The organism is Micromonospora sp. A200, assembly GCF_029893845.1.
GTDB classification, from domain to species: Bacteria; Actinomycetota; Actinomycetes; order Mycobacteriales; family Micromonosporaceae; genus Micromonospora; species Micromonospora purpureochromogenes.
In genome coordinates this window covers 128,067-150,974 of the sequence record NZ_JARXXY010000011.1, presented here as the reverse complement: position 1 = coordinate 150,974, position 22,908 = coordinate 128,067, and the positions used below count along the sequence as shown (strand labels likewise).

Annotated in this window: 19 protein-coding genes and 2 pseudogenes; 12 read left to right on the top strand and 9 right to left on the bottom strand. The window is 73.3% G+C overall.

Going from position 1 to position 22,908, the window contains the following annotated elements; all coding sequences use genetic code 11:
- Positions 1 to 29 precede the first annotated feature (29 nt).
- The 3 genes and pseudogenes from M2302_RS13470 to M2302_RS13460 form a co-directional block, all read left to right on the top strand.
- Complete coding sequence (locus tag M2302_RS13470) at positions 30 to 380, top strand: DUF2203 domain-containing protein (protein WP_280838237.1); 351 nt, start codon at positions 30 to 32, stop codon at positions 378 to 380.
- Positions 381 to 544: 164 nt separating this feature from the next.
- Entirely contained in the window at positions 545 to 3,340 is a 2,796-nt protein-coding gene (locus M2302_RS13465; RefSeq protein ID WP_280838236.1) for an AAA family ATPase, read from the top strand.
- A pseudogene (locus M2302_RS13460) lies at positions 3,337 to 4,344 on the top strand (restriction endonuclease); the annotation flags it as partial. The gene M2302_RS13465 and the pseudogene M2302_RS13460, both read left to right, overlap by 4 nt.
- A gap of 74 nt (positions 4,345 to 4,418) precedes the next feature.
- On the opposite strand, the gene M2302_RS13455 reads toward M2302_RS13460, so the two are convergent.
- Together M2302_RS13455 and M2302_RS13450 are read right to left on the bottom strand one after the other, a co-directional pair.
- Positions 4,419 to 5,288 (bottom strand): class F sortase, encoded by an 870-nt coding sequence (locus M2302_RS13455; RefSeq protein WP_280838235.1) that lies wholly within the window; start codon positions 5,286 to 5,288, stop codon positions 4,419 to 4,421.
- Positions 5,285 to 6,148 carry a DUF4397 domain-containing protein gene (locus M2302_RS13450; RefSeq protein ID WP_280838234.1) on the bottom strand — a complete coding sequence of 288 codons (864 nt, stop codon included), beginning with the start codon at positions 6,146 to 6,148 and terminating at the stop codon, positions 5,285 to 5,287. Before M2302_RS13450 ends, M2302_RS13455 begins: the two co-directional genes overlap by 4 nt.
- Before the next feature lie 148 nt (positions 6,149 to 6,296).
- Here M2302_RS13450 and M2302_RS13445 point away from each other — a divergent pair, with 148 nt between their 5' ends.
- On the top strand, positions 6,297 to 6,779 hold the full coding sequence (locus M2302_RS13445) for a GNAT family N-acetyltransferase (RefSeq protein ID WP_280838233.1): 483 nt from the start codon (positions 6,297 to 6,299) through the stop codon (positions 6,777 to 6,779).
- Between the two features lie 15 nt (positions 6,780 to 6,794).
- Positions 6,795 to 6,971 (top strand): annotated as a pseudogene (locus tag M2302_RS13440) (RimJ/RimL family protein N-acetyltransferase); the annotation flags it as partial.
- Between the two features lie 191 nt (positions 6,972 to 7,162).
- Here M2302_RS13440 and M2302_RS13435 read toward each other — a convergent pair.
- Entirely contained in the window at positions 7,163 to 7,948 is a 786-nt protein-coding gene (locus M2302_RS13435) for an NAD(P)-binding domain-containing protein (protein ID WP_280838266.1), read from the bottom strand.
- 137 nt (positions 7,949 to 8,085) lie between these two features.
- Here M2302_RS13435 and M2302_RS13430 point away from each other — a divergent pair, with 137 nt between their 5' ends.
- A complete protein-coding gene (locus tag M2302_RS13430; RefSeq protein ID WP_280838232.1) occupies positions 8,086 to 8,889 on the top strand; it encodes an SGNH/GDSL hydrolase family protein in 804 nt (267 codons plus the stop codon).
- 135 nt (positions 8,890 to 9,024) lie between these two features.
- On the opposite strand, the gene M2302_RS13425 is transcribed toward M2302_RS13430, so the two are convergent.
- On the bottom strand, positions 9,025 to 9,513 hold the full coding sequence (locus M2302_RS13425; protein WP_280838231.1) for a glutathione peroxidase: 489 nt from the start codon (positions 9,511 to 9,513) through the stop codon (positions 9,025 to 9,027).
- A 143-nt stretch (positions 9,514 to 9,656) separates the two neighbouring features.
- Here M2302_RS13425 and M2302_RS13420 point away from each other — a divergent pair, with 143 nt between their 5' ends.
- Complete coding sequence (locus M2302_RS13420; protein ID WP_280838230.1) at positions 9,657 to 11,282, top strand: glycosyl hydrolase family 18 protein; 1,626 nt, start codon at positions 9,657 to 9,659, stop codon at positions 11,280 to 11,282.
- 68 nt (positions 11,283 to 11,350) lie between these two features.
- Here the strand turns inward: M2302_RS13420 and M2302_RS13415 are convergent, their stop codons facing one another.
- Positions 11,351 to 12,325, bottom strand: a complete 975-nt coding sequence (locus tag M2302_RS13415; RefSeq protein ID WP_280838229.1) for a helix-turn-helix domain-containing protein — start codon at positions 12,323 to 12,325, stop codon at positions 11,351 to 11,353.
- A gap of 265 nt (positions 12,326 to 12,590) precedes the next feature.
- On the opposite strand from M2302_RS13415, the gene M2302_RS13410 reads away from it, so the two are divergent.
- The 3 genes from M2302_RS13410 to M2302_RS13400 all read left to right on the top strand — a co-directional run bounded on the left by M2302_RS13410 (position 12,591) and on the right by M2302_RS13400 (position 15,570).
- A complete protein-coding gene (locus M2302_RS13410; RefSeq protein WP_280838228.1) occupies positions 12,591 to 13,073 on the top strand; it encodes a hypothetical protein in 483 nt (160 codons plus the stop codon).
- Between the two features lie 69 nt (positions 13,074 to 13,142).
- Entirely contained in the window at positions 13,143 to 14,549 is a 1,407-nt protein-coding gene (locus M2302_RS13405; protein ID WP_280838227.1) for a 3-deoxy-7-phosphoheptulonate synthase class II, read from the top strand.
- The gene (locus M2302_RS13400) at positions 14,542 to 15,570 is read left to right on the top strand and encodes a GntG family PLP-dependent aldolase (RefSeq protein WP_280838226.1); all 1,029 of its coding nucleotides are present in this window, start codon (positions 14,542 to 14,544) and stop codon (positions 15,568 to 15,570) included. Before M2302_RS13405 ends, M2302_RS13400 begins: the two co-directional genes overlap by 8 nt.
- Before the next feature lie 182 nt (positions 15,571 to 15,752).
- Here M2302_RS13400 and M2302_RS13395 read toward each other — a convergent pair whose 3' ends face one another.
- Positions 15,753 to 16,604: a deoxyribonuclease IV gene (locus M2302_RS13395; protein ID WP_280838265.1), complete on the bottom strand. Its 852-nt coding sequence runs from the start codon at positions 16,602 to 16,604 to the stop codon at positions 15,753 to 15,755.
- 2 nt (positions 16,605 to 16,606) lie between these two features.
- On the bottom strand, positions 16,607 to 18,589 hold the full coding sequence (gene pknB, locus M2302_RS13390) for a Stk1 family PASTA domain-containing Ser/Thr kinase (RefSeq protein WP_280838225.1): 1,983 nt from the start codon (positions 18,587 to 18,589) through the stop codon (positions 16,607 to 16,609).
- A gap of 143 nt (positions 18,590 to 18,732) precedes the next feature.
- Between pknB and M2302_RS13385 the strand changes: the two genes are divergently transcribed.
- On the top strand, positions 18,733 to 19,122 hold the full coding sequence (locus tag M2302_RS13385; protein ID WP_280838224.1) for an Rv2175c family DNA-binding protein: 390 nt from the start codon (positions 18,733 to 18,735) through the stop codon (positions 19,120 to 19,122).
- A gap of 102 nt (positions 19,123 to 19,224) precedes the next feature.
- Here the strand turns inward: M2302_RS13385 and M2302_RS13380 are convergent, their stop codons facing one another.
- Both M2302_RS13380 and M2302_RS13375 read right to left on the bottom strand, forming a co-directional pair.
- Complete coding sequence (locus M2302_RS13380; RefSeq protein WP_280838223.1) at positions 19,225 to 20,307, bottom strand: polyprenyl synthetase family protein; 1,083 nt, start codon at positions 20,305 to 20,307, stop codon at positions 19,225 to 19,227.
- Between the two features lie 9 nt (positions 20,308 to 20,316).
- Positions 20,317 to 21,711, bottom strand: coding sequence for a helix-turn-helix transcriptional regulator (locus tag M2302_RS13375; protein ID WP_280838222.1), 1,395 nt, complete (start codon positions 21,709 to 21,711; stop codon positions 20,317 to 20,319).
- Positions 21,712 to 21,986: 275 nt separating this feature from the next.
- Between M2302_RS13375 and metF the strand changes: the two genes are divergently transcribed.
- Entirely contained in the window at positions 21,987 to 22,904 is a 918-nt protein-coding gene (metF, locus tag M2302_RS13370; RefSeq protein WP_280838221.1) for a methylenetetrahydrofolate reductase [NAD(P)H], read from the top strand.
- Positions 22,905 to 22,908 lie beyond the last annotated feature (4 nt).

The following is a 22,908-nucleotide window of genomic DNA, read 5'->3' as shown; positions in this document are numbered from 1 at the left end:
GGGACGTCCCGGTGGCCCATACTTGCCGGGTGTTCACTCTCGCCCAGGCCCGGCACCTGGTGGCCACCCTGCGCCCCCGCGTCGACGAGCTGATCCGGCTCCGCGCCGACCTCGCCGAACTCCGCGCCGACCTGGCGGCCTCGGGGGTCTCGGTCCTCGGCGGCCGGGCCGAGGTCAAGGGGCTGGAGGCCCGGCTGCACGCCGTGCTGGAGGAGCTGAACTCCCACGACATCCAGGTCAAGGGCATCGCCCCGGTGCTGCTGGACTTCCCCGGCGAACGCGACGGCCGGCCGGTGCTGTGGTGCTGGCTGGAGGGGGACAGCGATGTGCGTTGGTACCACCGCGCCGAGTGCGGCTTCGCCGGCCGCCGACGGGTCTAAAGCCGTCCACCTACCGGGCTTGTCGTTGACACCCGGTGCCGTTCATCGCTCGCCGAACAATGTCCTGTTTGGATCAGTGGGTCGGTCTTGATGCCTGCCGTTGGCTAGGGTTCTGGGGGCGGTTGGAGACCGTCCGTTCAGGTTTTCGATAGGGAAGGCATGGCGTGACTGAGTCGGCAATGGCGGGGCAGAGCGAGGCGCATCTGCGGGCCGATCCCACGAAGCAGGCGAGATTCGAGAAGTTGCGGTCGGGGCCGTATTTCGCCAGTGTCGTTGCCGCAAACCAGGCCTACCTTACGACCGTCGTGCCGGAAGCGAGGGCCTGGGAACGGGACCGCTGGGTAATCACCTGCCTGCCCGGCAACGGTCGATCGGGTCGGCTCTCGGCCATCAGCATGCGGACGATGGAAGTCTTCGTTCTGAATGAGCCGGATCTGCTCAACGCTGGCGAGGGCGTCTCGGGTTTCGTGGTCCTGCGCCGGTCGTTGCTGGAGGCTTCGCTGCCTCCGGGCCGGACGGTCGGGGAGGCCTACCCGCGACTGAGGTTTACCGAGAGCGCACCTCATCTGAAGGCAGAAGGCGACAAGCCGAGGCCGTACGAGGACCTGGGGGATCAGACGACCCTGGATGGTTACCCACCATTCAGCGTGACGCGGACCTACCGGGACGCTGGTGACGACCAGATCACCGCCGTGGGATCGTATGAGGAGCTAATCGCTGCGCTCGCGGATGAGCATTTCGCCGCAGCTGCTCGCCGTCTCGCCGCTGACCTGATGGCCGGTCGCACGAATCACTCTCGCCACCACAACTACCAACTTGCCGACGTTGTGCTGGGTCGGACAGCGCCAGTGCCTCCGCCTGTTGAGGGTGCGGTGGACCCGGCCGGCGAGGGAGTGCGCTATGGATTGCTGGTGCGGACTTGTCTGGAGGTCCTACGCGACCGCGGCGACCGGATACCCGGGAGAGAGGTCTTGGCGGAGGTGACGCGGCGCGTGGATCTGACCCCGGCGGAACGACGCCCGCAGAAGAACGGTGCCGCCGCATGGGTGGTGGCGGCCCACTTTCACACCGGGGACGCGGCGACGGCCGGGTGGATGGTGAAGCGAAACAACCGCTGGTGGATCACCACGGCCGGGCGGGAGGCCCTTGACACCTACCCGGACCCGGACGCCTTCTACGCGGAGATCAACCGCCGCTACCGGGAGGTCCTCCGCAGCCGTAAGCAAGCGCGTAGGAAGTACGAGAGCCGGCTCCACGCCATCACCTCAGCCCTGCAGCGGGTGGAGGCTGGCTCTTGGACGGCCTACGACGACCTCGCGGATCTGGTGGCCGGCTCGCCCGACGAGATCGCCCACCTGCTCGCCGAGACATACGTGGACAATTCGCACCGCGTGCTCCAGTCCAGCGGTGAGGTGCCGCTGGCTGAACATCAGCACTTCCGGCACCGGGGCGGTGACCTGGCGGCGCGCCTGCGGGAGGAGGGCGTCGAGTTCAACGGTCGACGGGCCAATCCGGAGCAGCGGCTCACCGCAAATCTGCTGCACGACGACCCGGATCCCAGGCCGGTGGAGGATCCGGCAGCTCACCGAGCCTGGCTGGTCCGGGGCAGCAACGTCGAGGGGCGCGACTTGGTGCCGCAGTGGCTGAGCGAGGGCTTCCTGTCCCTGGAAGCCGCTCATTTGCCCGAACTGCCCGTCGATGCGGACGTGCAGTTGATCGCCCGCACTGTCGACGAGGCGTACCGCCACAAGAGCTACTCGACGCGCGAGAAGCTGCGGGTCTCTGTCGAGGCGTTCCTGCGGTCGATGCGGCCGGGGGATCGGGTGGTGACCGTGCACGGTGACGACGTCCACCTCGGAATCGTCGAGGGGCGGCCCTACTTCGCCGACTCCACCCACCGCCGCTCTCACCTTCGTCGCGACGTGAACTGGCTTGATGAAGCGCAGGTCTCGCTCCGGGAGCTCAGCGGTCCTCTCCTCGCGCTGGTCAAGAGTCCGGGCGGTGAGCTGATCGACCTGACTGACGTGGTGGATGCCGTCGACCGGTTGATCGCGGCGGCGTCGGGGCAGACGCCGGCCGTTGAGCCAACGCCCCATGCCCGGCTCGCTGAAGTGCCGCAGAACGTCGCCGACAGGCTCCTGCTTGACCTGGAGTTCGTGAGCGGACTACGTGACCTGCTAGAGGAAAGACGGCAGGTGATCCTCTACGGACCACCTGGCACGGGTAAGACGTTCCTGGCCACCCGGCTCGCGGCCCACCTGACCGAGCCGCACGCCGTGCAGCTAGTCCAGTTCCATCCCTCGTACACCTACGAGGACTTCTTCGAGGGTTTCCGCCCCCAGGCCGGCAAGGACGGCATGCTGAGGTTCGAGCTGACGTCTGGGCCGCTCCGCAAGCTGGCGGACGAGGCCCGAGAGCACCCCTGGACGCCGTACGTCCTGGTCATCGACGAGATCAACCGGGGCAACCTGGCGAAGATCTTCGGTGAGCTGTACTTCCTGTTGGAATACCGGGACCAGGGCATCCGGCTCCAGTACTCGCCCGGGGAGTTCACCCTCCCGCCGAACCTGTACGTCATCGGCACCATGAACACGGCTGACCGTTCGATCGCGGCGGTGGACGTGGCGATGCGGCGACGTTTCGCCTTCGTCGAGCTGCACCCTGCCAAGCCGCCGATCAAGGGCTTGCTACGTCGCTGGCTCGACGAGCGGGGTGAGGACCGGATCTACGCTAGGCTCCTCGACGCGCTCAACGACCGAATTCGGGATCATGAGCTGGCGATCGGCCCGTCCTACTTCATGCGCCCGTCCATCTATGCTGATCCATACGGCCTCGACCGGATCTGGGAACACGACATCCTGCCGCTGCTGCAGGACCACCACTACGCCGACGATATCGACGTGGTGCAGCACTACGACGTCGACGAGCTGCTCCGCACACTTCCACCTGAGCAGCCATGACTGTCCTGCGGCTACGCGAGGGTGGGCCGGCAGAGTCGGTGGTCCTCGACGCCGAGGACGCCCGCCGGCTCGCCGCCGCTCAAGTCGCCGACGTACGCCCGGGACCCGGCTCGCTCTGGAGCGTGCGGGCCGGCCGGAAGGTCGGGGCCGCCCGAATCGGTGGAGTGGAGCTGTACATCGAGCCCAAGGTTCCGGTGGCCCGCCTGCTGTTCCTGTTGGGCTATGCGCGCAACCCGCACCGTTGGCAGGACGACACGGTGGCGCTGGCCGCAGAGCCGGGCTTAGTGCCGGCCGTCGCTTCGGCGCTCTGGCGGCAGACCGACCGGGCGCTGCGCCGGGGCCTGCTGCAGGGCTACCGGACGCTCGACGGAGTGTCGTCGGTTCTGCGCGGTCGGCTGCGGGAGACGGCCCAGCTCAGTCGCCGGCTCGCCGCACCGATCCCGCTGGAGGTCCGCTATGACGAGTACACGGTGGACGTCGCGGAGAACCGGATCCTCGCGAGCGCGGTCGAGCGGATGCTGCGGGTGCCCGGGGTCGGCGCCGAGTCCCGGCGCATGCTGCGGCACCTCGCGGCGCGGTTCCCCGGTGTAACCCGGCTGCCGCTCGGGACTCCTGTCCCGGCCTGGCAGCCGACGCGGCTGAACGCGCACCTGCGGACCGCCCTGCACCTGGCTGAACTCGTGCTGGCAGGCGTTTCGGTGGAGGCCGGCCGGGGCGTCGTAGTGGCCAACGCCTTTCTGCTCGACATGTGGCAGGTCTACGAGGACTTCCTGTCCGTGGCGTTGCGATCGGCGATTGAACGGGTCCATGGCGGCAGCGTCCGCTGGCAGGATCGCCGTCATCTCGACCACGGTCAGCGGCTCGAGCTTCGTCCGGACATTCTCTGGCGGGATCCCGCAGGTCGGATCGCCGCCGTCGTAGACGCGAAGTACAAGGTCGACGAGACGCGCGGGGACACCTACCAGATGCTCGCCTACTGCGTGGCGTACGGGCTGTCCCGGGGTCACCTGGTCTACGTCTCCGGTGACCGTCCGTCGACCCGCCACGTCGTGCGCAACGCCGGCGTGGAAATCTGTTGTCACTCGCTAGACCTGGGTATGCCGTCGTCCGAACTGCTGGGTCGGATCGCCGCTCTTGCCAATGAGGTTGCCGGCGGGACAATGGAGGCTGGGGTTGAGTCGTTCAGGTCATCAACTCCATAGCGACTGGATGGCCCCCGGGGGCCGCCGCCATCCCGAGCCGGAGGCGATGGGCGCTGCACCCGAGGCTCAGCGGGCAGCGGAGTCGCGGATAACTCAGCCGGCGCTTCGGCGACCGCAAAGACGACCACGTTGTCCCGGTAGTGGCCGGTGCGCCGGTCGAAGGCACCGCCGCAGGTGACCAGGCGCAGCTCCGGGCCGGGGGTGGGGCCGTACACGGTGGCGGTGGGGAAGGCGTCCTTGCGGGTGCGCAGCGACCCGGTGACCCGGAAGGCCAGCCGTTGCCCGCCGCGCCAGACCTCGATCCGGTCGCCGGCGCGCAGCTCACCGAGGCGGGCGAAGACGGCCGGTCCCCGACGGGAGTCGAGGTGCCCGGCGATCACCGCCGGCCCCGGGTCGCCGGGCGCGGGGCCGCCGCCGTACCAGCCGGCCCGGTCGTGGTCGCCCGGCGGGACCAGTTGGCCGGCCGCGTCCAGCCCGAGCACCGCGAGGTCGGCGTCGACGCCGATCCGCGCGACGCGTACCCGGGTGGGGGGACCGTGCGGCGCGGGCAGTGGCGCGGCGGTCGTCGCGCAACCGTCGGCGCAGCCCGGCCGCCAGCTCGCCGGTGGCACCGGCGCGGCCTCGCCGGCCAGCCCGACGCCGGTGCCGGCGGCGAGGCAGACCGCCGCGCCGGCCGCGACCAGCGCGGCCAGCGGCGCCCGGCGGTCACGGTGCCGCCGGATCGCGAAGCCGGGCCGGCTGGTCACCAGACCGGTCGCCGCCGGCGCCGCACCAGCACCGCCGCCCCGACCACCACGGCCGCCGCGAGCAGGGTGCCGGCCACCATCGGGTACGCCCCGAGCCCGCGCCCGGCCAGCCCACCGGCTCCCGCCGGCACCCCGCCGGCCGGGGTGACCGCCCCGCCCCGGGCGTCCTCACGCAGCTCGGTGGCGAGTCCACCGCGCCGGCCGTCCAGCACCAGCAGCGAGTAGACCCGACCGCCGCTGAGGGTGACCTCGGCGTCCGTGGTCGGGCCGTTGTCCCCGCCCAGCCGCAGCCGCCAGCGTCCCGGCTCGACCTCGCGGTAGTCGGTGGTGGTGGCGAAGCGGACCGCGTCGGCGATGGCCGGCCCGTCGGTCGCCGCGACGTCGATCACCGGCGCCCGGACCGACGCCTGCACGACGCGGACCTTCGCCTGCCCGGGGGCCGGGGCGCTGAGGTCGTCGGCGAGCACCCGCAGGCCGAGGTCGGCGTGCCGGCCCACCCCGGCGACCGTGTACGCCGCGCCGGCCTCGACGGCCACCTCGGTGGTGAGCACCGGTGGTTGGCTGGCCGGGGCGCCCGCCTCGCGCATCGCCACCGCGTACCGGCCGGCGGGCAGGGTCAGGTACTCGGAGACCACGCCGTAGCCGACTGCGGGGAAGACCCGGGGCTCGGCCGCGCCCGGCGCGGAGAGGTAGACGTCCACGGCGGGGGTGTCGGGGGAGAGGTGCGCGAGGCGTACGTATCCGACGTCCTGCGGGGCGGCGGCCCGGGCGGGCGGGGCGGCGGTGGTCAGCGCGGCGCCGAGCAGCAGCGCCCCGGCGGCGGCGACCAGCCGGCGGGGCGCGGTACGGAGCTGGGGCATACGTCGCCTCCGAGGCGTGTCAGGGGGACCGGTCATAGAGTCCCGTTTGCGGGACTGCGGCGCAACTGCCGACGCGCGTGTCGTCGCCGTTCCCGACCAGCGGAATCACCTGCCACGCCCGGCCGCCGGGGTGCGGTACCGTCCGGTCATGATCAAGGTGCGGCGGGCCGCACCCGGTGACGCGGCGGAGATCGTCCGGCTGCGCGGGGTGATGCTGGCGTCGATGCAGGGGGCGGAGCCGCCGCCCGGGCCGTGGCAGCCGGCCGCCCGGGAGGTGCTGCGCGAGCGGCTCGCCGACCCCGCGGACCTGATGGCCGTCTTCGTGGTGGACGCCCCCGACCGGCCCGGCGGGCTCGCCGCCTGCGCGACCGGCACCATCGAGCGTCGCCTGGGCGGGCCGGGCAACCCCAGTGGACTGACCGGGTATGTCTTCAACGTGGTCACCGACCCGGGGTACCGGCGGCGCGGCTACTCCCGGGCCTGCATGACGGGCCTGCTCGACTGGTACCGGGACCGCGGCGTACTGAAGATCGACCTGCGGGCGTCGGTGGCCGGCGAGGCGCTCTACCGCTCGCTCGGCTTCCGGGACACCCCCGGCCCCACCCTGCGCCTGAGCCTGCCCGCGTCCTGAGGAGTCGCCGTCGCCGTGTTCGCCCTGCCGTTGACCGGTTCCGCCGAGCTGCGCCCGCTGCCGCCCTGGTGCGCGGAGGAGTTTCTGGCCCACCTCGACCGGGCCCGGGAGCACATCGCGCCCTGGGTCGGCGCGTCCTTCGTGGCCACCGACCTCGACTCGGCCCGGACCGTGCTGCGTCGCTACGCCGACCTCGAGGTCTGGTCGGTGCTCGCCGACGAGGGGCGCTCGCCGGCCTGACGCCGGCCCGTCCGCTGCCCGATCCCCGGACCGGCCGGGTCTGCTCCGGCTGAGGCCCCGGGCCGCCGGAACGCCGCGACGGGGGCCGGCCCGCAGCGGTGGCGGTGCCGAACCGGCACCGCCACCGGGTGGAGCGTCGCCGCTCAGCTGTCGGCGTAGCGGCGGGCGGCGGCCACCGCGGCCCGGACCTGCTCCGCGTTCCTCGCGACGGGCCGCCCCCAGTCGGCCGGGTCGGCCGAGTAGAGGCCGGCGTACGCGGCGGTGTCCCGCTGGAACCGCCAGCCCTCGGCCAGCGGCCCGACGTCGACGGCGTCGTACCCGAGCGAGTCGAGGAACGCGGTCACCGCGGCCTTGGCGCCGGCGTCGTCGCCGGCGATCGGCAGCGCGCTGCGGTCCGCGGCCCCGGCCGGGCGGGCCAGGGCGTGCAGGTGCGCGAAGTAGATGTTGTTGAAGGCCTTGACCACGCTCGACTCCGGCAGGTGCGCCTGGAGCAGCTCACTGGTGGTGGTCGACTCGTCGTCCAGCTCCGGGAAGTGCCCGTCCCGCTCGGGGTAGTAGTTGTTGGTGTCGATGACCGTCTTGCCGACCAGCGGCGCGGCGGGCACCTCGCGGTAGGCCCGCAGCGGAATGGTGACCACGACCAGGTCCCCCGCCGCAGCGGCCTCGGCCGGCGTGGCCGCCCGGGCCCGCGGGCCCAGCTCCGCCACCAGGTCCTTCAGCGTCTCCGGTCCGCGCGAGTTGCTGAGCACCACGTCGTGACCGGCGGCCACCGCCAGCCGGGCCACGGTGCCACCGATGTTGCCGCTGCCGATCAGTCCCACAGTTGTCATGTCCGTTGCCAACTCCGGTGTGGACGTCGGCATTCCCCACCGCCGTGCTTGGTTATTCGGCCGGGCGCGCACGGATCGTCCCGTGGCGGAATCCTTCATCATCGATCGCATCACTGGCAATGGTTTGTATCGCTAAGGATCTATCTTCATCTGCCGCGCAATCGGTGATCTTCCGACCCGCACCGATCAATTGATATCTATCTCACACCACCACTTCCCACCCCCAGGAGTGCGACGTGCGGAGATCCCGTTTCGTGACCCTCGCCCTGAGCCTCGCCGCGTCCCTCGGCGTCACGCTCGGCATCGCGGTGCCCGCCCAGGCATCCCCCAGCGACCAGTACGTCGCCCTCGGCGACTCGTACGCCTCCGGCGTCGGCGCCGGGAGCTACACCGCCGAGAGCGGTTCCTGCCAGCGCAGCACCAGCGCGTACCCGGCGCTGTACAACACCAACATCAGGCCCGCCTCGTACCGCTCGGTGGCCTGCTCCGGGGCGACCACCACCAGCGTGACCAACACCCAGCTCTCCGCGCTCTCGGCGAGCACCACGCTGGTCAGCATCACCGTAGGCGGCAACGACGTCGGCTTCTCCAGCATCATGACCACCTGCGTGCTGCAGGGTGAGACGCAGTGCGTGGCCGCGGTGCAGGCCGCCGAGGACAAGGCCCGGGCGCAGCTGGCCGGCCTGCTGGCCACGGTCTACAACGGCATCCGCAGCCGGGCCCCGTCCGCCCGGGTGGTGGTCGTCGGCTACCCGGTCTTCTACCAGCTCGGCACGTTCTGCGTCGGGCTCAGCGCCACCTCCCGCGCGAAGATCAACGAGGGCATCAACCTGGTCGACGACATCACCCGCAGCGCCGCGGCCGCCGCCGGCTTCACCTTCGCCGACGTCCGGTCGATCTTCGTCGGGCACCAGCTGTGCAGCTACGGGGAGAAGTGGCTGCACGCGTTGAACTACGCCAACATCGGCATCTCGTACCACCCGACGGCGGCCGGCCAGTCCGGCGGCTACTACCCGGTGTTCCGCTCGGCGGCCGGCTGACCCGCCACCGCCGCCCCCCGGCCGCGCCGCGCCGCCCACCGACCGGTGGGCGGCGCGGTCGCGCCCGCGCTCCGGTATGGACGACACCGCGCCCCGGCCCGCGCCGGCAGGGCGACCGGGCGACCGGGCGGCGGCTCAGGCCGGCAGAACCTTCTCGATGCCGGCGCGCAGCTCGGCGGAGTCCGGGGTGACGGTCGGGGCGAACCGGGCCGCGACCGTGCCGTCCGGCGCGACGAGGAACTTCTCGAAGTTCCACCGCACGTCCCCGGTGTGCCCCTCGGCGTCGGGGGTGCCGACCAGCTCCGCGTAGAGCGGGTGCCGCGCCGGGCCGTTGACGTCGACCTTCTCGGTCAGCGGGAAGGTGACCCCGTAGTTGACCTGGCAGAAGTCCTCAATCTCGTCGGCCGTGCCCGGCTCCTGCCCGGCGAACTGGTTGCACGGCACCCCGAGCACCACCAGGCCCCGGTCGGCGTAGGTGGTGTAGAGCTCCTGGAGGCCGGCGTACTGCGGGGTGAGGCCGCAGCGGGACGCCACGTTCACCACCAGCAGCGCCCGGCCCCGGTACGCGGCCAGGTCGGCCGGGCCGCCGGCCAGGGCGTCGATCTCGATGTCGAAGACGGTCATGTCGCGAGGCTACGCGTCCCGGCCGACGCGCCGCCGCGACCCACGGGGAAATCGATAAATGCACATCTTGACGAAGTGATGACAGCGTGAGTAGCGTCTCCCCATCTTCTGGAAAGTTTCCTAACTGTTGGAGGAGGTGCCACATGAACAGATCGCTCCGCCGCGCCCTCTGGGCCGGCGCCGTGGTCGCGCTGACCGTCGCTGCGGTGCCGGTGACCTCGGCGTTCGGCGCCGGTAGCGTGACCGCCACGTTCGCCAAGGCGCAGGACTGGGGGACCGGCCACGAGACCCGCGTGACCGTCGCCAACGGCTCCAGCGCCAGCGTCGACACCTGGCGCATCGAGTTCGACCTGCCGTCGGGCACCACCATCAGCAGCTTCTGGGACGCCGACGTCACCAGCAGCGGCAACCACTACGTCGCGGTCAAGAAGAGCTGGGCCGGCCCGCTCGCCCCCGGCGCCAGCTTCAGCTGGGGCTACAACGGCACCGGGGCGTTCAAGGCGCCGCTGAACTGCACCGTCAACGGCGCGCCGTGCGGCGGCGGCAGCACTCCGCCGCCGACCACCACCGCGCCGCCGACCACCACCCCGCCGACCACGACCCCGCCGACCACGCCGCCGCCGACCACCCCGCCGCCGACCACCCCGCCGACCGGGGACAAGAAGGTCGTCGGCTACTTCGCCGAGTGGGGCGTCTACGGCCGCAACTACCACGTCAAGAACATCCACACCAGCGGGTCCGCGGCCAAGCTGACCCACATCCTGTACGCCTTCGGCAACACCACCGGCGGACGCTGCACCATCGGTGACAGCTACGCCGACTACGACAAGGCGTACACCGCGGCCGACAGTGTGGACGGTGTCGCGGACACCTGGGACCAGCCGCTGCGCGGCAGCTTCAACCAGCTGCGCAAGCTCAAGAAGATGTACCCGCACCTGAAGGTGATCTGGTCCTTCGGCGGGTGGACCTGGTCGGGTGGCTTCACCCAGGCCGCGCAGAACCCCGCCGCCTTCGCCGACAGCTGCCACAACCTGGTCGAGGACCCGCGCTGGGCCGACGTCTTCGACGGCATCGACGTCGACTGGGAGTACCCGAACGCCTGCGGTCTGACCTGTGACTCCAGCGGCCCGAACGCCTTCAGGAACGTGGTCAGCGCGCTGCGGTCGAAGTTCGGCTCGTCGGCCCTGGTCACCGCCGCGATCACCGCGGACGGCAGCAACGGCGGCAAGATCGACGCCACCGACTACGCCGGGGCCTCGTCGTACCTCAACTGGATCATGCCGATGACGTACGACTACTTCGGCGCCTTCAACCCGCAGGGCCCCACCGCCCCGCACTCGCCGCTCACCTCGTACACCGGCATCCCGCAGCAGGGCTTCAACTCGGACGCCGCGATCCAGAAGCTCAAGGCCAAGGGCATCCCGGCCAGCAAGCTGCTGCTCGGCGTCGGCTTCTACGGCCGGGGCTGGACCGGGGTCACCCAGACCGCTCCGGGCGGCACCGCCACCGGCGCGGCCCCGGGCACCTACGAGCCGGGCATCGAGGACTACAAGGTCCTCAAGAACACCTGCCCGGCCACCGGCACCATCGCCGGCACGGCGTACGCCAAGTGCGGCAGCAACTGGTGGAGCTACGACACCCCGTCCACCATCGGCGGCAAGATGACCTACGCGAAGAACCAGGGCCTCGGTGGCGCCTTCTTCTGGGAGCTCTCCGGTGACACCGGCAACGGCGAGCTGATCGGCGCCATCAAGGGCGGTCTCGGCTGAGCCGAGCGCCGACGCACCACCCACACGGCGGGGAGGGACACCCACGGTCCCTCCCCGCCCGCGTGCGCTCACCGTCGGGCGGCCCGCTCCCGGTGCTCGCGCGGCGACATGCCGTACCGGGCGCGGAACGCCCGGCTGAAGTGGGCCCGGTCGCGGAACCCGCAGCGCGCGGCCACCTCGTGCACGGCCAGGCCGCCCAGCCGGGGATCGGCCAGGTCACGCCGGCAGCGCTCCAGACGGCGGACGCGGATCAGGCCGGCCACCGTGGTGCCGGTGCCCTCGAAGAGCCGGTGCAGCGACCGCAGCGACAGGTGGTGCGCCGCGGCCACCGCGGCCGGGGTCAGCTCCGGGTCGGCCAGGTGCCGCTGCACGAACGCCTCGATCCGGGTACGCAGCCCGGTGACCCGGACGTCCAGCGGCAGGGCGTGTTCGTCGTCGAGCCGGCCGGCCAGGGTGCCGGCGATCAGCGCCAGGGCGACCTGGTCGAGGTGGGCGGCGTCGGTCGGCGCGTACTGCTCGGGGTGGTCGGCGACCTGGCGCAGGAAGCGGGCCAGCAGCAGCCCCATCCCGCTGCCGGCGGGCAGCTCGGCGGCGAGCAGCTCCTCGATCCGGTGCGCCGGCAGCGGCAGCGCCGCGTGGGGCACCAGCGCGGTCAGCGTGTGCAGCGGGCCGGTGGCCGTCCCGTCGGCGCGGTGCGACGACCCGTGCGGGCGGACGGTGTCGACGACGGCGAAGCCGGACGGGGCGAGCGGCGCCTGGCGGCGGTGCTGCGACACCGCGCCGTGCCCGGAGAGCGGCAGGGCAAGCTGGTACAGCTCCGGATCGGTGCTGCGGATCATCCGGCGCGTCCGGTGCAGCTCCAGCGACGGGTACCGCCACACACCGAGCCGGACCACGCCCAGGTCGACCACCCGGGCCGAGGCGGTGAAGTCGGCGGCGTGGTCGCTGCTGATCCGGGCCGGCACCGACTCGCGGGCGACCAGGTCCTGCCAGAAGTCGAACCGCTCGGCCGGCGGCAGCCACCCGGTGTCGACCGACGCCACGGAAAGGATGGGCGGTCACCTCCTGCTACGGCGACGCGCCCGGGCGCGTCGACCACCGCAGACTAGCCAGCCTCCGTCGGGTGCGCGAGGCGACGGTGCCGCGGCCGGCCGCCGGGGGCCGTCGTCGGGTATCCGTCACCCCTTTTCGATCGTGGGGGTTGTCGGTTGGAGAGCGGCGGAGCCATGACGGCGTGCCATGCAGGTCGGTCGATGTGACAGACTCGCCGCTCGGCATCTCTCGATGTCCACAGCGAGGGGAGGACCCATGCGCCCGAGGCACCGCACCGCCGGCGTCGCCGCGCTGGCACTGCTGCCGCTGTCCCTGTTCGGCTGCGGGATCGGCGGCGACGACGACGCGGGCGACGGCCCCGCGATCGGGCGCGCCCCCGCCGAGGAGGCGGCCACCAAGTCCCGCGAGCGGGTGCAGGCCTACCTCGACGCGATGGCCGCCAAGGACGTCGCGGCCGGCCGCAGCCAGCTCTGCGCGCCGATGCAGCAGGCCTTCGACGCTGCGGCCACCGGCCCGAACGGGGACTTCGCCGACCACTTCGAGGTGCCCAAGGCGGCCATCACCGACGTGCGCTCCGGCCCGCGCGGGCAGGAGGTCAGCGCCTCGGTGACCGTTTCGGTCGGCGCCCGGGACGTGCCCCGGTCGCTGTTGTTCACCGTCACCCGCAGCGGCGCGGACTGGTGCATCTCCGGCGAAGTGCCCGGCGGGCACACCCCGGAGCCGTCGGTCAACCCCTGACCCTCCCATCTGCCGGAACCGTCCCCCTCGACGGCCGGTCACCCCGACCGTCGCCGTACGCTTTCCCTCATGCGCCATGAGTGGCATCAGCTGAGCTACCCCGCCGTGAGCAGCCCCGGGCTGCAGACCAGCCGACCCACCGTCGACTCCGCCGAGGACGCGGCCCTCGGCCTGGACCGCTGGCGGGACCTGCCCCGGGAACAGACCCCGCCCTGGCCCGACCCGGCGCAGGTGGCCGAGGTCTGCAAGGTGCTCGACGTCGTACCCTCGGTGGTCGCGCCCTACGAGGTCGACCAGCTCCGGCAGCGCCTCGCGCTGGTCTGCGAGGGCAAGGCGTTCCTCCTCCAGGGCGGCGACTGCGCCGAGACCTTCGCCGACAACACCGAGAGCCACCTGCTGGCCAACGCCCGCACCCTGCTCCAGATGGCGATCGTGCTGACCTACGGCGCCTCGCTGCCGGTGGTCAAGGTCGCCCGGGTCGCCGGCCAGTACACCAAGCCCCGGTCCCTGCCGACCGACGCCCGTGGGCTGCCCGCGTACCGCGGCGACATGATCAACGCGCTGGAGGCCACGCCGGAGGCGCGGATCGCCGACCCGCAGCGCATGATCCGGGCGTACGCGAACTCGGCCGCCGCGATGAACATGCTCCGCGCGTACCTGGCCGGCGGGCTGGCCGACCTGCACGCCGTGCACGACTGGAACAAGGGCTTCGTCAAGAACTCGCCGGCCGGCGAGCGCTACGAGGCGATCGCCCGGGAGATCGACCGGGCGCTGGCCTTCATCCGCGCCTGCGGGATGACCGAGGACGAGGCGCTGCGTACCGTCACCCTGTACTGCTCCCACGAGGCCCTGGCCCTGGAGTACGACCGGGCGCTCACCCGGGTCTCCGACCGCCGGGCGTACGGGCTGTCCGGGCACTTCCTCTGGATCGGCGAGCGGACCCGGCAGCTCGACGGGGCGCACATCGACTTCATCTCCCGGATCGCCAACCCGATCGGCGTCAAGCTCGGCCCGACCACCACGCCGGACGAGGCCATCGAGCTCTGCGAGAAGCTCAACCCGGACAACGTCCCCGGCCGGCTCACCCTGATCAGCCGGATGGGCAACCACAAGGTCCGCGACGCGCTGCCGCCGATCGTGGCCAAGGTGACCGCCGCCGGCGCCAAGGTCGTCTGGCAGTGCGACCCGATGCACGGCAACACCCACGAGTCGTCCAACGGCTACAAGACCCGACACTTCGACCGGATCGTCGACGAGGTGCTCGGCTACTTCGAGGTGCACCGCGGCCTGGAGACCCACCCGGGCGGCCTGCACGTGGAGCTGACCGGCGAGGACGTCACCGAGTGCCTCGGCGGCGCCCAGGGCATCGAGGACCTCGACCTGCCCGATCGGTACGAAACCGCCTGCGACCCGCGACTGAACACCCAGCAGTCGCTGGAGCTGGCCTTCCTGGTGGCGGAGATGCTGCGTGGCTGAGTTCATCGACCTGCGGTCCGACACGGTGACCCGGCCCACCGCCGGGATGCGGGAGGCGATGGCCACCGCCGAGGTCGGCGACGACGTCTACGGCGAGGACCCGACGGTCGCCGCGCTGGAGGCCGAGGTCGCCGCGCTCTTCGGGCACGAGGCGGCGCTGTTCGCCCCGACCGGCTCGATGGCCAACCAGATCGCCCTCCAGCTCGTCGTGCCCCCCGGTGACGAGCTGCTCTGCGACGCCGACGCGCACGTCGTCACGTACGAGATCGGCGCCGCCGCCGCGTACGGCGGGATCTCCTCGCGGACCTGGCCGGCGGTCGGCGCGGACATCGACCCGGACATGGTCGCCGGCATGGTCCGGCCCGACGGCTACTTCGCGGTGCCCACCCGGGCGATCGCCGTCGAGCAGACCCACAACCGGGGCGGCGGTGGGGTGATCCCGCTGACCACCCTGCGCGAGCTGCGCCGGGTCGCCGACGACCACGGGCTGGCGCTGCACTGCGACGGGGCCCGGATCTGGCACGCGCACGTCGCCGACGGGGTGCCGCTGGCCGAGTACGGCGCCCTCTTCGACACGCTGTCGGTCTGTCTGTCCAAGGGCCTCGGCGCCCCGATCGGCTCGCTGGTGCTCGGCAGCGCCGAGAAGATCGACCGGGCCCGGTTCATCCGCAAGCGGATGGGCGGCGGCATGCGGCAGGTCGGCGTCCTCGCCGCCGCCGGCCGGTACGCGCTGGCCCACCACGTCACCCGGCTCGCCGAGGACCACGCCAAGGCCGCCCGGCTGGCCGAGGCGGTCGCCCCGTTCGGGGTGCTCGCCGCGCCGGTCCGGACCAACCTGGTCCCGCTGGACCTGACCAAGCACCCGCTGGACGCGAAGGCCCTGGCCGCCGCCGCCCGTGCCGAGGGCCTGCTGGTCTCGGTGCTCGGCCCGCGCACCGCCCGCCTGGTCACCCACATGGACGTCGACGACGCCGGAATCGACCGCGCGGTGGAGATCATCACCCGCCTGCTGCGCGCCTGACCGCCTGGCGCACCCGAGCCCCGCGCCCACCCGGCCCGGGGCTCGGCCGCGTCCGCCCACCCGCTTCGGCCTCGTTGATCAAGAGGTTTGCGTCAGGATCCGGCCCGGAACTGACGCAAACCTCTTGATCAACGAGGCGAGCGGGGGCCGGGTGGGGCCGGGCGGGCCGGGTGGGGGGTGGGTCAGGGGTGGAGGCGTTTGAGGGTGGCGATGTCGGCGGCGTGGCCCTCGTGCTTCTCGGTGGGGGTCTCCACCACCACGGGGATGCCGGCGGTGGCCGGGTGGGCCATCAGTTCGGCGAACGCGGGTTCGCCGATGCTGCCCTTGCCGATGTTCTCGTGCCGGTCCCGGGTGGAGCCGCACAGGTCCTTGGAGTCGTTGGCGTGCACCAGCCGCAGCCGGTCCGCCCCGACGGTCGCCACCAGGGCGTCCAGCGTCGCCGTCATGCCGCCCTCGGCGGCCAGGTCGTGCCCGGCCGCCCAGGCGTGGCAGGTGTCGAAGCAGACCCCCAGCCCGGGGTGCCGGTCCACCGCGTCCAGGTAGGGGCCCAACTGCTCGACCCGGGAGGCGAGCGAACGGCCCCCGCCCGCGCTCGGCTCGACCAGCAGCATCGGCCCGCCCGCGGCCGCCGCCTCGTCCAGCAACGGCAGCAGCGTCTCGCGGACCTGCCGCATGGCGGCCTCGGCGTGCCCCGCGTCGACCGCGCTGCCCGCGTGGAACACCACGCCGCGGGCACCGATCGCCCGGCCGCGGCGCAGCGCGTGCGCCAGGGTCTCCGCCGACCGCTGCACCGTCGCCGCCGTCGGGGAACCGAGGTTCACCAGCAGCGAGGCGTGGATGAAGACCGGGACACCCCGCTCGGCGCAGCCGTCCCGGAACAGCGCGTCCTGGGCCGGGTCGCCGGCCGGCAGCGCCCAGCCGCGCGAGTTGGAGACGTAGACCTGCACCACCTCGGAGCCGGCCGCGTCGACGTACGGCAGGGCCGCCCGGGCCAGTCCGCCCGAGGTGGGGGTGTGTGAGCCGACGGGTCGCATGGTCACAGGCACCCGATGGTGACCGGCGTGGCCGGCGGCACCGGGGAGTTCTCGGGCGGGTTCTGGAACCGGACGATCCCGTTCGGGTTGAACTGCACGGTCACCGGGAAGCCCTGGCTCTCCAGCTGCTGCTTGGCCTGCGGGCACGGCAGGTCGACCACCCGGGGCATGATCACCTGGGCCGGACCCTTGCTGACCTCGAGCCGGACCTGGGCGCCCTTCTCGACTCCGGCGCCGTTGGCCGGGCTCTGCCCGAGGATCTCGTCCTTCGGCTTGTCCGAGTCCTTGTACGTCTCCACCGGCACCAGGCCGAGCTGGGCCAGCGCGGCCCGCGCCTCGTTGACGTTCTTGCCGAGCAGGTTCGGCACCGAGATCGGCGCCCGGCCCTTGCTCAGGATGAGGGTGATCTTCGTGCCCGGCTTCACCTCGGCGCCGACCTTCGGGTTGGTCTCCAGCACCACCCCGGCCGGCAGATTGTCGTCGTAGCGGGGCTTGCCCTTGGCCACCAGCAGCTTCGCGCTGGTCAGATCCACCTCGGCCAGCTCGAACTCCTTGCCCACCACGTCCGGCACCGGGAACCGCTCCGGGCCCAGCGACAGGGTGAGCGTGATGGTGCCACCCTTGAGGATCTTGGCGGCCGAGACCGGATCCTGCGCCACGACGCTGTCCCGGGGGGTCTTCTCGTCGTAGCGGGGCTCGGCGTAGACCAGGGTGAAACCGGCCCGGTCCGCCTGCGCCTGCGCCTCGGCCTTGCTCAGGCTCACCAGTTCCGGGGCGACCGTGTAGCGCCCCACCCCGACCCACCAGCCGCCCAGCGCGGCGAGCAGGCCGAGCGCCACCACCGCGGCGGCGACCGAGAGCCGACCGCGCGGGCTGCCCATCAGGCGGGTGCGCAGCGCCGCGAACCGGGCCCCGAGGTCCGACTCCGGGGCGGCCCGACGGCGGTGCGGCCGCTGCTGGCCCCCCTCGGGCAGCCGTGCCCAGGCGGGCCGCTGGACCGGGTGGACCGCCGCCACGACCATGGTCGGCTGCGCCACCGCCGAGGTCTCGTCGCCCACCGGGCGCAGCACGGCGGTGTGCGTGTTCGGGTTGCCCAGGTCGTCCCGGGCCACCTGCACCTCGGCCAGCAGGGCGCCGGCGTCGGTCGGGCGGGCGCCCGGGTCGCGCCGGGTGGCCCGCGCGACCAGGTCGTCGAGCGCCTTGGGCAGCGCGGGTACCAGGGTCGACGGGGCCGGTACGTCCCGGTCGACGTGCTGCCAGGCGACGTCCACCGGCCGGTCCCCGTCGTACGGGACCCGCCCGGTGAGCATCTCGAACAGCACGATGCCGGCCGAGTAGACGTCGGTGCGCGGATCGGCGTGCCCGTCGGTGACCAGCTCCGGCGCCACGTACGCGACGGTCGCCATGAGCTGGTTGCCGTTCTCCTCCTCGGCGCTGGCCTCGACCGCGCGGGCCAGGCCGAAGTCGGCGACCTTCACCACGCTGTCGACGAGGTTCGCCACGCCGCCGGTGGGCGCCTCGGCGACCAGCACGTTCTCCGGCTTCACGTCCCGGTGGACCAGCCCGGCCCGGTGCGCGGCGGCGATCGCGGCGAGCATCTGCTCCATGATCGCCAGCGCCTCGTCCGGGTTGAGCCGGCGCCGTTCGGCCAGCACGTCGCGCAGGGTGCGGCCCCGGACGTACTCCATCACCAGGTACGGCAGCCCGCCGTGGGTGCCCTGGTCGTAGACCGCCACCACGTTCGGGTGGGTCAACCGGGCGATCGTCTTCGCCTCGTCGGTGAACCGCGCCATGAACCCGGCCGTCCGGCCGCGGGCCTCCGGCGCCTGGGTCGGGTGAATGATCTTGACCGCCACGGTGCGCTCCAGGCGCTCGTCGGTGGCGGTGTACACGGTCGCCATCCCGCCGCGCGCGACGCGCCCGCGAATGCGGTAACGCCCGTCGAGCAGCGAGCCCAGCAACGTGTCGGCGACCTGTGTGTCCATCGGCAGGCAGTCTATGTGTCCGGAGGGTGAAGGTTGAACAGGATGCTACAGCCGGGACACGATCCGGTCCGTCCCGCCGTGCTGTCGCAGGCCACCCGGGGTGCCGTTGCGCCCGGGTCGGGGCGACGTGGCAGGGTGGTCGGGTGACCGATTCCGTACCCGCCGACCAGGCTTCCGGCGCCGCTCCCGCCGGCCCCACCGATCCGGCCGCCTGGCTGACCCTGCCCGACGTGGCCGAGCGCCTCGAGCTGCCGATCAGCAAGGTCCACCAGATGATCCGCGACCGGGAGTTGATCGCCGTCCGCCGCGACGGCGTCCGCCGGATTCCCGTCGACCTGGTGGCGAACAAGACGGCGCTCAAGCACCTGCCCGGCGTCCTGAACCTCCTGGCCGACGCCGGCTACGACGACGAGGCCGCCCTGCGCTGGCTCTACGAGCCCGACGACACCCTCTCCGGCGGCACCCCCGCGGCCACCCTCGGCGGCGACCACGCCCGCGAGGTCAAACGCCGCGCCCAAGCCCTCGGCTTCTGACCCTCCCCGGACCCCGACACCCCGTTGACCATGAAGTTGTTGCCACCGGCACCGTATGTCGGGGCGACAACTTCATGATCAACCTTGACAGGGGCGCAGGGGTCAGTCGGCGCGGCGGGTGGCGGCGATGGCGAGGTCGACCAGGGCCTGGCGGGCCTCGGTGTCGAGGTCGACCGTGGTCAGCGCGGCCAGCGCGGCGTCGGTGAGGGTGACGATCCGCTGCTCGGTACGGGCCAGCGCGCCGCTGGCGCTGATCAGCTCCCGCAGCCGCGCCACCCCGGCCTCGTCCAGCCCCGGATCGCCCAACTGGCCGAGCAGCAGCTCCCGACCGGCGTCGTCGGTCGCCTCCACGGCCGCCGCCACCAGGTAGGTGCGCTTGCCCTCGCGCAGGTCGTCGCCGGCCGGCTTGCCCGTCTGCGCCGGGTCACCGAAGACCCCCAGCACGTCGTCGCGGAGCTGGAACGCCTCGCCCAGCGGCAACCCGTACGCCGAGTACGCCGCTCGTACGTCCGCCGACGCCTCGGCCAGCGCGGCGCCGAGCAGCAGCGGCCGCTCGACCGTGTACTTGGCCGACTTGTACCGGGCGACCTTCCCGGCCCGCTCCAGCGAGGTGTCTCCGGTGACCTGGGTCAGCACGTCCAGGTACTGCCCGACGGTGACCTCGGTGCGCATCTCGTCGAAGACCGGCCGGGCCCGGGCCACCGTCCGCGGATCCAGGCCGGCGGAGTGCAGCAGCTCGTCCGACCAGACCAGGCAGAGGTCGCCGAGGAGGATCGCCGCCGCGTCGCCGAACCCGTCCGGGTCGCCGCCCCAGCCGGCCGCCCGGTGCCGGGCGGCGAACCGCCGGTGCACCGCCGGCTCGCCGCGACGGGTGTCGGAGCGGTCCATCAGGTCGTCGTGGATCAGGGCACTGGCCTGCACGAACTCCAACGCCGCCAGCGCGGTCACCACGTGATCGGAGTCGACCCCGCCGGCGCCCCGGTACCCCCAGTAGCCGAACGCCGGGCGCAGCCGCTTGCCGCCGCCCAGCACGAACGCCTCGATCGCCTCGGCGACGGGCACCAGCGCGTCGTCGACGCCGGTCATCCAGGTGCGCTGATTGGCCAGGAACTCGGCCAGGGCCTTGTCGACGCGCTGACGCAGACCGGCGCGGTCGACGGGGGAGACGGGAGCAGCGTGGGTCACGTACCGACGCTAGCCGGTCGGGGTCGGCCGCGTCCCCCCACCGGGCCGGCGCGTCGCGCCCGCCACGCCCGCCGTGCCGCCCCGCCGCCCCGGCGCGGGCGGTCGGGAGGGGGCGGTGACCGGGCCGCAGGGCAGGAAGCCGCGGGCGTCGGCGAGCAGCGCGGCGTAGCGGCGTACCGCCGGCTCGGTGCGGTGCGCGGCCAGCCGCCGCTCCAGCTCGACCAGCGGGGTCGCGGCCCGCGCCGACCCGGCGCGGACCGCGTCCAGCAGCGCGGCCCCGGCCACCGCGCAGGCCTGCTCCACCTCACCGAGCTGGAGCAGGCCGCGGGCCAGCCAGCCGCCGTAGACCGCCGCCCGGCGGGGCCGGCCACCGCGCCGGGCGGCGCGCAGCAGCGGCAGGGCCGGCCGGGGTCGGCCGAGCGCGACCAGGGCGCGGCCCGTCATCGCCGCCAGCTCGGTGTCGTCGAGCCAGTAGAGCCAGGCCGGCTCGGCGCCCGGCTCGACCGCGCCGGCCGTCTGCCGCGCCGCGTCCAGGGCCTGCCGGGCGGACCGGGCCCGCCCGCCCAGCGCGGCCGCCAGCGCCACCCGGTGCAGCAGCAGCGCCCGCAGCCCCGGACCGGCCGACCGCCGGGCCCCCGCGTACGCGGTGCGGGCCAGCAGCAGCGCGCCCTCCGGGTCGCCGGCCCCGGCCAGCAGATGGCTGGCCGACCCGAGCACGTGCCCGGCGAGCGCCGGGTCACCGGCCGCCGCGGCGGCCCGCAGGCCGAGCCGGTAGGCGTCGAGCCCGGCGGTGGGATCGCCGGCGTCGGCGTACAGCCACCCGGCGAGCTGGGCCGTCTCGGCCAGCACCGGCAGCAGCCGCCGCCGCTCGGCCGGACCCGCCCCGGCCAGCGCCCGGGCCGCCCGGCGCAGCCGGTACGCCCCGGCCGGGGCCAGGTCGGCGCCGCCGGTGAGATCGTCGAGCCGGCGCAGCTCGGCCAGCTCACCGGGGCCGGCCGGCCCGCCCGGGTCGGACCGGCCGGGTGCGCCCGCCGGGGCGGACCGGTGCGCCGCCGGCGCGACCAGCAGCGGAGCGTGCGGGTCGGCCACCCAGCGTTGGGCCAGGGCGAGCAGGGCCGACCGGGACCGGGACCCGCCCGCGCCCACCGGGCCGTGGTGCCGGCTGCGCCCGGCGGCCTCGACCAGCGGCCCGGCCGGCGCGTCGAGCACGAGGGCGAGCCGGCGCAGCCAGCGGTCACCCGGCACCCGGGCCTGGCGCTCCCAGCGGGAGATCTCGTGCCGGGTCACGGTGGCCGCGCCGGAGGCGGCGCAGAGCTCGGCGGCGAGCCGCTGCTGACTCCAGCCGCGGGCCAGCCGCAGCTGGGCGATCAGCGGCCCGAGCAGGCGCGGGTCGGGCGGGGTCATCGGTCCTCCGGTCGGGCGTCGGCGCGGCGACGCCGGCCGCCCAGCGGGACGGGACCGGCGCGCCGTCGGTCGGTGCTGACCCCCGCGCGTGCCCCCGGGCGCCGGCCCCGACCGGCGCCACCCGCGCTGGCTCCTGTCTACCCCGGGGGTACGACGTCGCGTCGGACCCGCCGTGCGTCGCCGTACCGAGCGGCCCGCCGGCATTCGGTGACCGTTGTCGATACCGCGATGGGAAGATCGTGGGTCGGCGGGCCGCCGCCCGCTAGAGTCGGGTCGTGGCGCTCGGTCTTCCCTCCGTCCTCCCCAATCCCCAGCCGGCGATCGGGGAGCTGATCCGTGAGCGCCAGCCGACCTTCTCCTTCGAGTTCTTCCCGCCCAAGACGCCCGAGGGCGAGCGGCTGCTCTGGCAGGCCATCCGGGAGCTGGAGTCGCTGCGTCCCTCGTTCGTGTCCATCACCTACGGCGCGGGCGGGTCGACCCGGGACACCACGGTGGCGGTGACCGAGCGGATCGCCACCGAGACCACCCTGCTGCCGATGGCCCACCTGACCGCGGTCGACCACTCGGTCGCCGAGCTGCGCAACGTCATCGGCCGGCTGGCCGGCGTCGGGGTGCGCAACGTGCTCGCCGTGCGCGGCGACCCGCCGGGCGACCCGGGCGGCGAGTGGGTCCGCCACCCCGAGGGCGTGCTCTACGCCGAGGAACTGGTTCGGCTGGTCCGCGACGCCGGGGACTTCAGCGTCGGCGTGGCCGCCTTCCCGTACAAGCACCCGCGCTCGACGGACGTGGCCAGCGACACCGCGCACTTCGTCCGCAAGTGCCGGGCCGGCGCCGAGTTCGCGATCACCCAGATGTTCTTCGACGCCGACGACTACCTGCGGCTGCGGGACCGGGTCGCCGCCGCCGGCTGCGACACCCCGATCCTGGCCGGCGTGATGCCGGTGACCCAGATCGGCACCATCGAGCGGTCCGTGCAGCTGTCCGGGGCGCCGTTCCCGCCCGCCCTCGCCGAGCGGTTCGAGCGGGTGGCCGACGACCCGGAGGCGGTGCGCCGGCTCGGCATCGAGCAGGCCAGCGAGATGTGCGCCAAGCTGCTGGACGAGGGGGTGCCGGGGATCCACTTCATCACCCTCAACCGGTCCACCGCGACGCGGGAGGTCTGGCGCAGTCTCCAGGCCGGCGCCCGGGTGTGAACGC

What these genes read in the sequence shown, in the direction of transcription:
- M2302_RS13450 (WP_280838234.1), bottom strand. Translation starts at nt 6,148, where the DNA reads ATGCCCCAGCTCCGTACCGCGCCCCGCCGGCTGGTCGCCGCCGCCGGG.
- M2302_RS13445 (WP_280838233.1), top strand. Translation starts at nt 6,297, where the DNA reads ATGATCAAGGTGCGGCGGGCCGCACCCGGTGACGCGGCGGAGATCGTC.
- M2302_RS13435 (WP_280838266.1), bottom strand. Translation starts at nt 7,948, where the DNA reads ATGAAGGATTCCGCCACGGGACGATCCGTGCGCGCCCGGCCGAATAAC.
- M2302_RS13425 (WP_280838231.1), bottom strand. Translation starts at nt 9,513, where the DNA reads ATGACCGTCTTCGACATCGAGATCGACGCCCTGGCCGGCGGCCCGGCC.
- M2302_RS13420 (WP_280838230.1), top strand. Translation starts at nt 9,657, where the DNA reads ATGAACAGATCGCTCCGCCGCGCCCTCTGGGCCGGCGCCGTGGTCGCG.
- M2302_RS13410 (WP_280838228.1), top strand. Translation starts at nt 12,591, where the DNA reads ATGCGCCCGAGGCACCGCACCGCCGGCGTCGCCGCGCTGGCACTGCTG.
- M2302_RS13405 (WP_280838227.1), top strand. Translation starts at nt 13,143, where the DNA reads ATGCGCCATGAGTGGCATCAGCTGAGCTACCCCGCCGTGAGCAGCCCC.
- M2302_RS13395 (WP_280838265.1), bottom strand. Translation starts at nt 16,604, where the DNA reads ATGCGACCCGTCGGCTCACACACCCCCACCTCGGGCGGACTGGCCCGG.
- pknB (WP_280838225.1), bottom strand. Translation starts at nt 18,589, where the DNA reads ATGGACACACAGGTCGCCGACACGTTGCTGGGCTCGCTGCTCGACGGG.
- M2302_RS13375 (WP_280838222.1), bottom strand. Translation starts at nt 21,711, where the DNA reads ATGACCCCGCCCGACCCGCGCCTGCTCGGGCCGCTGATCGCCCAGCTG.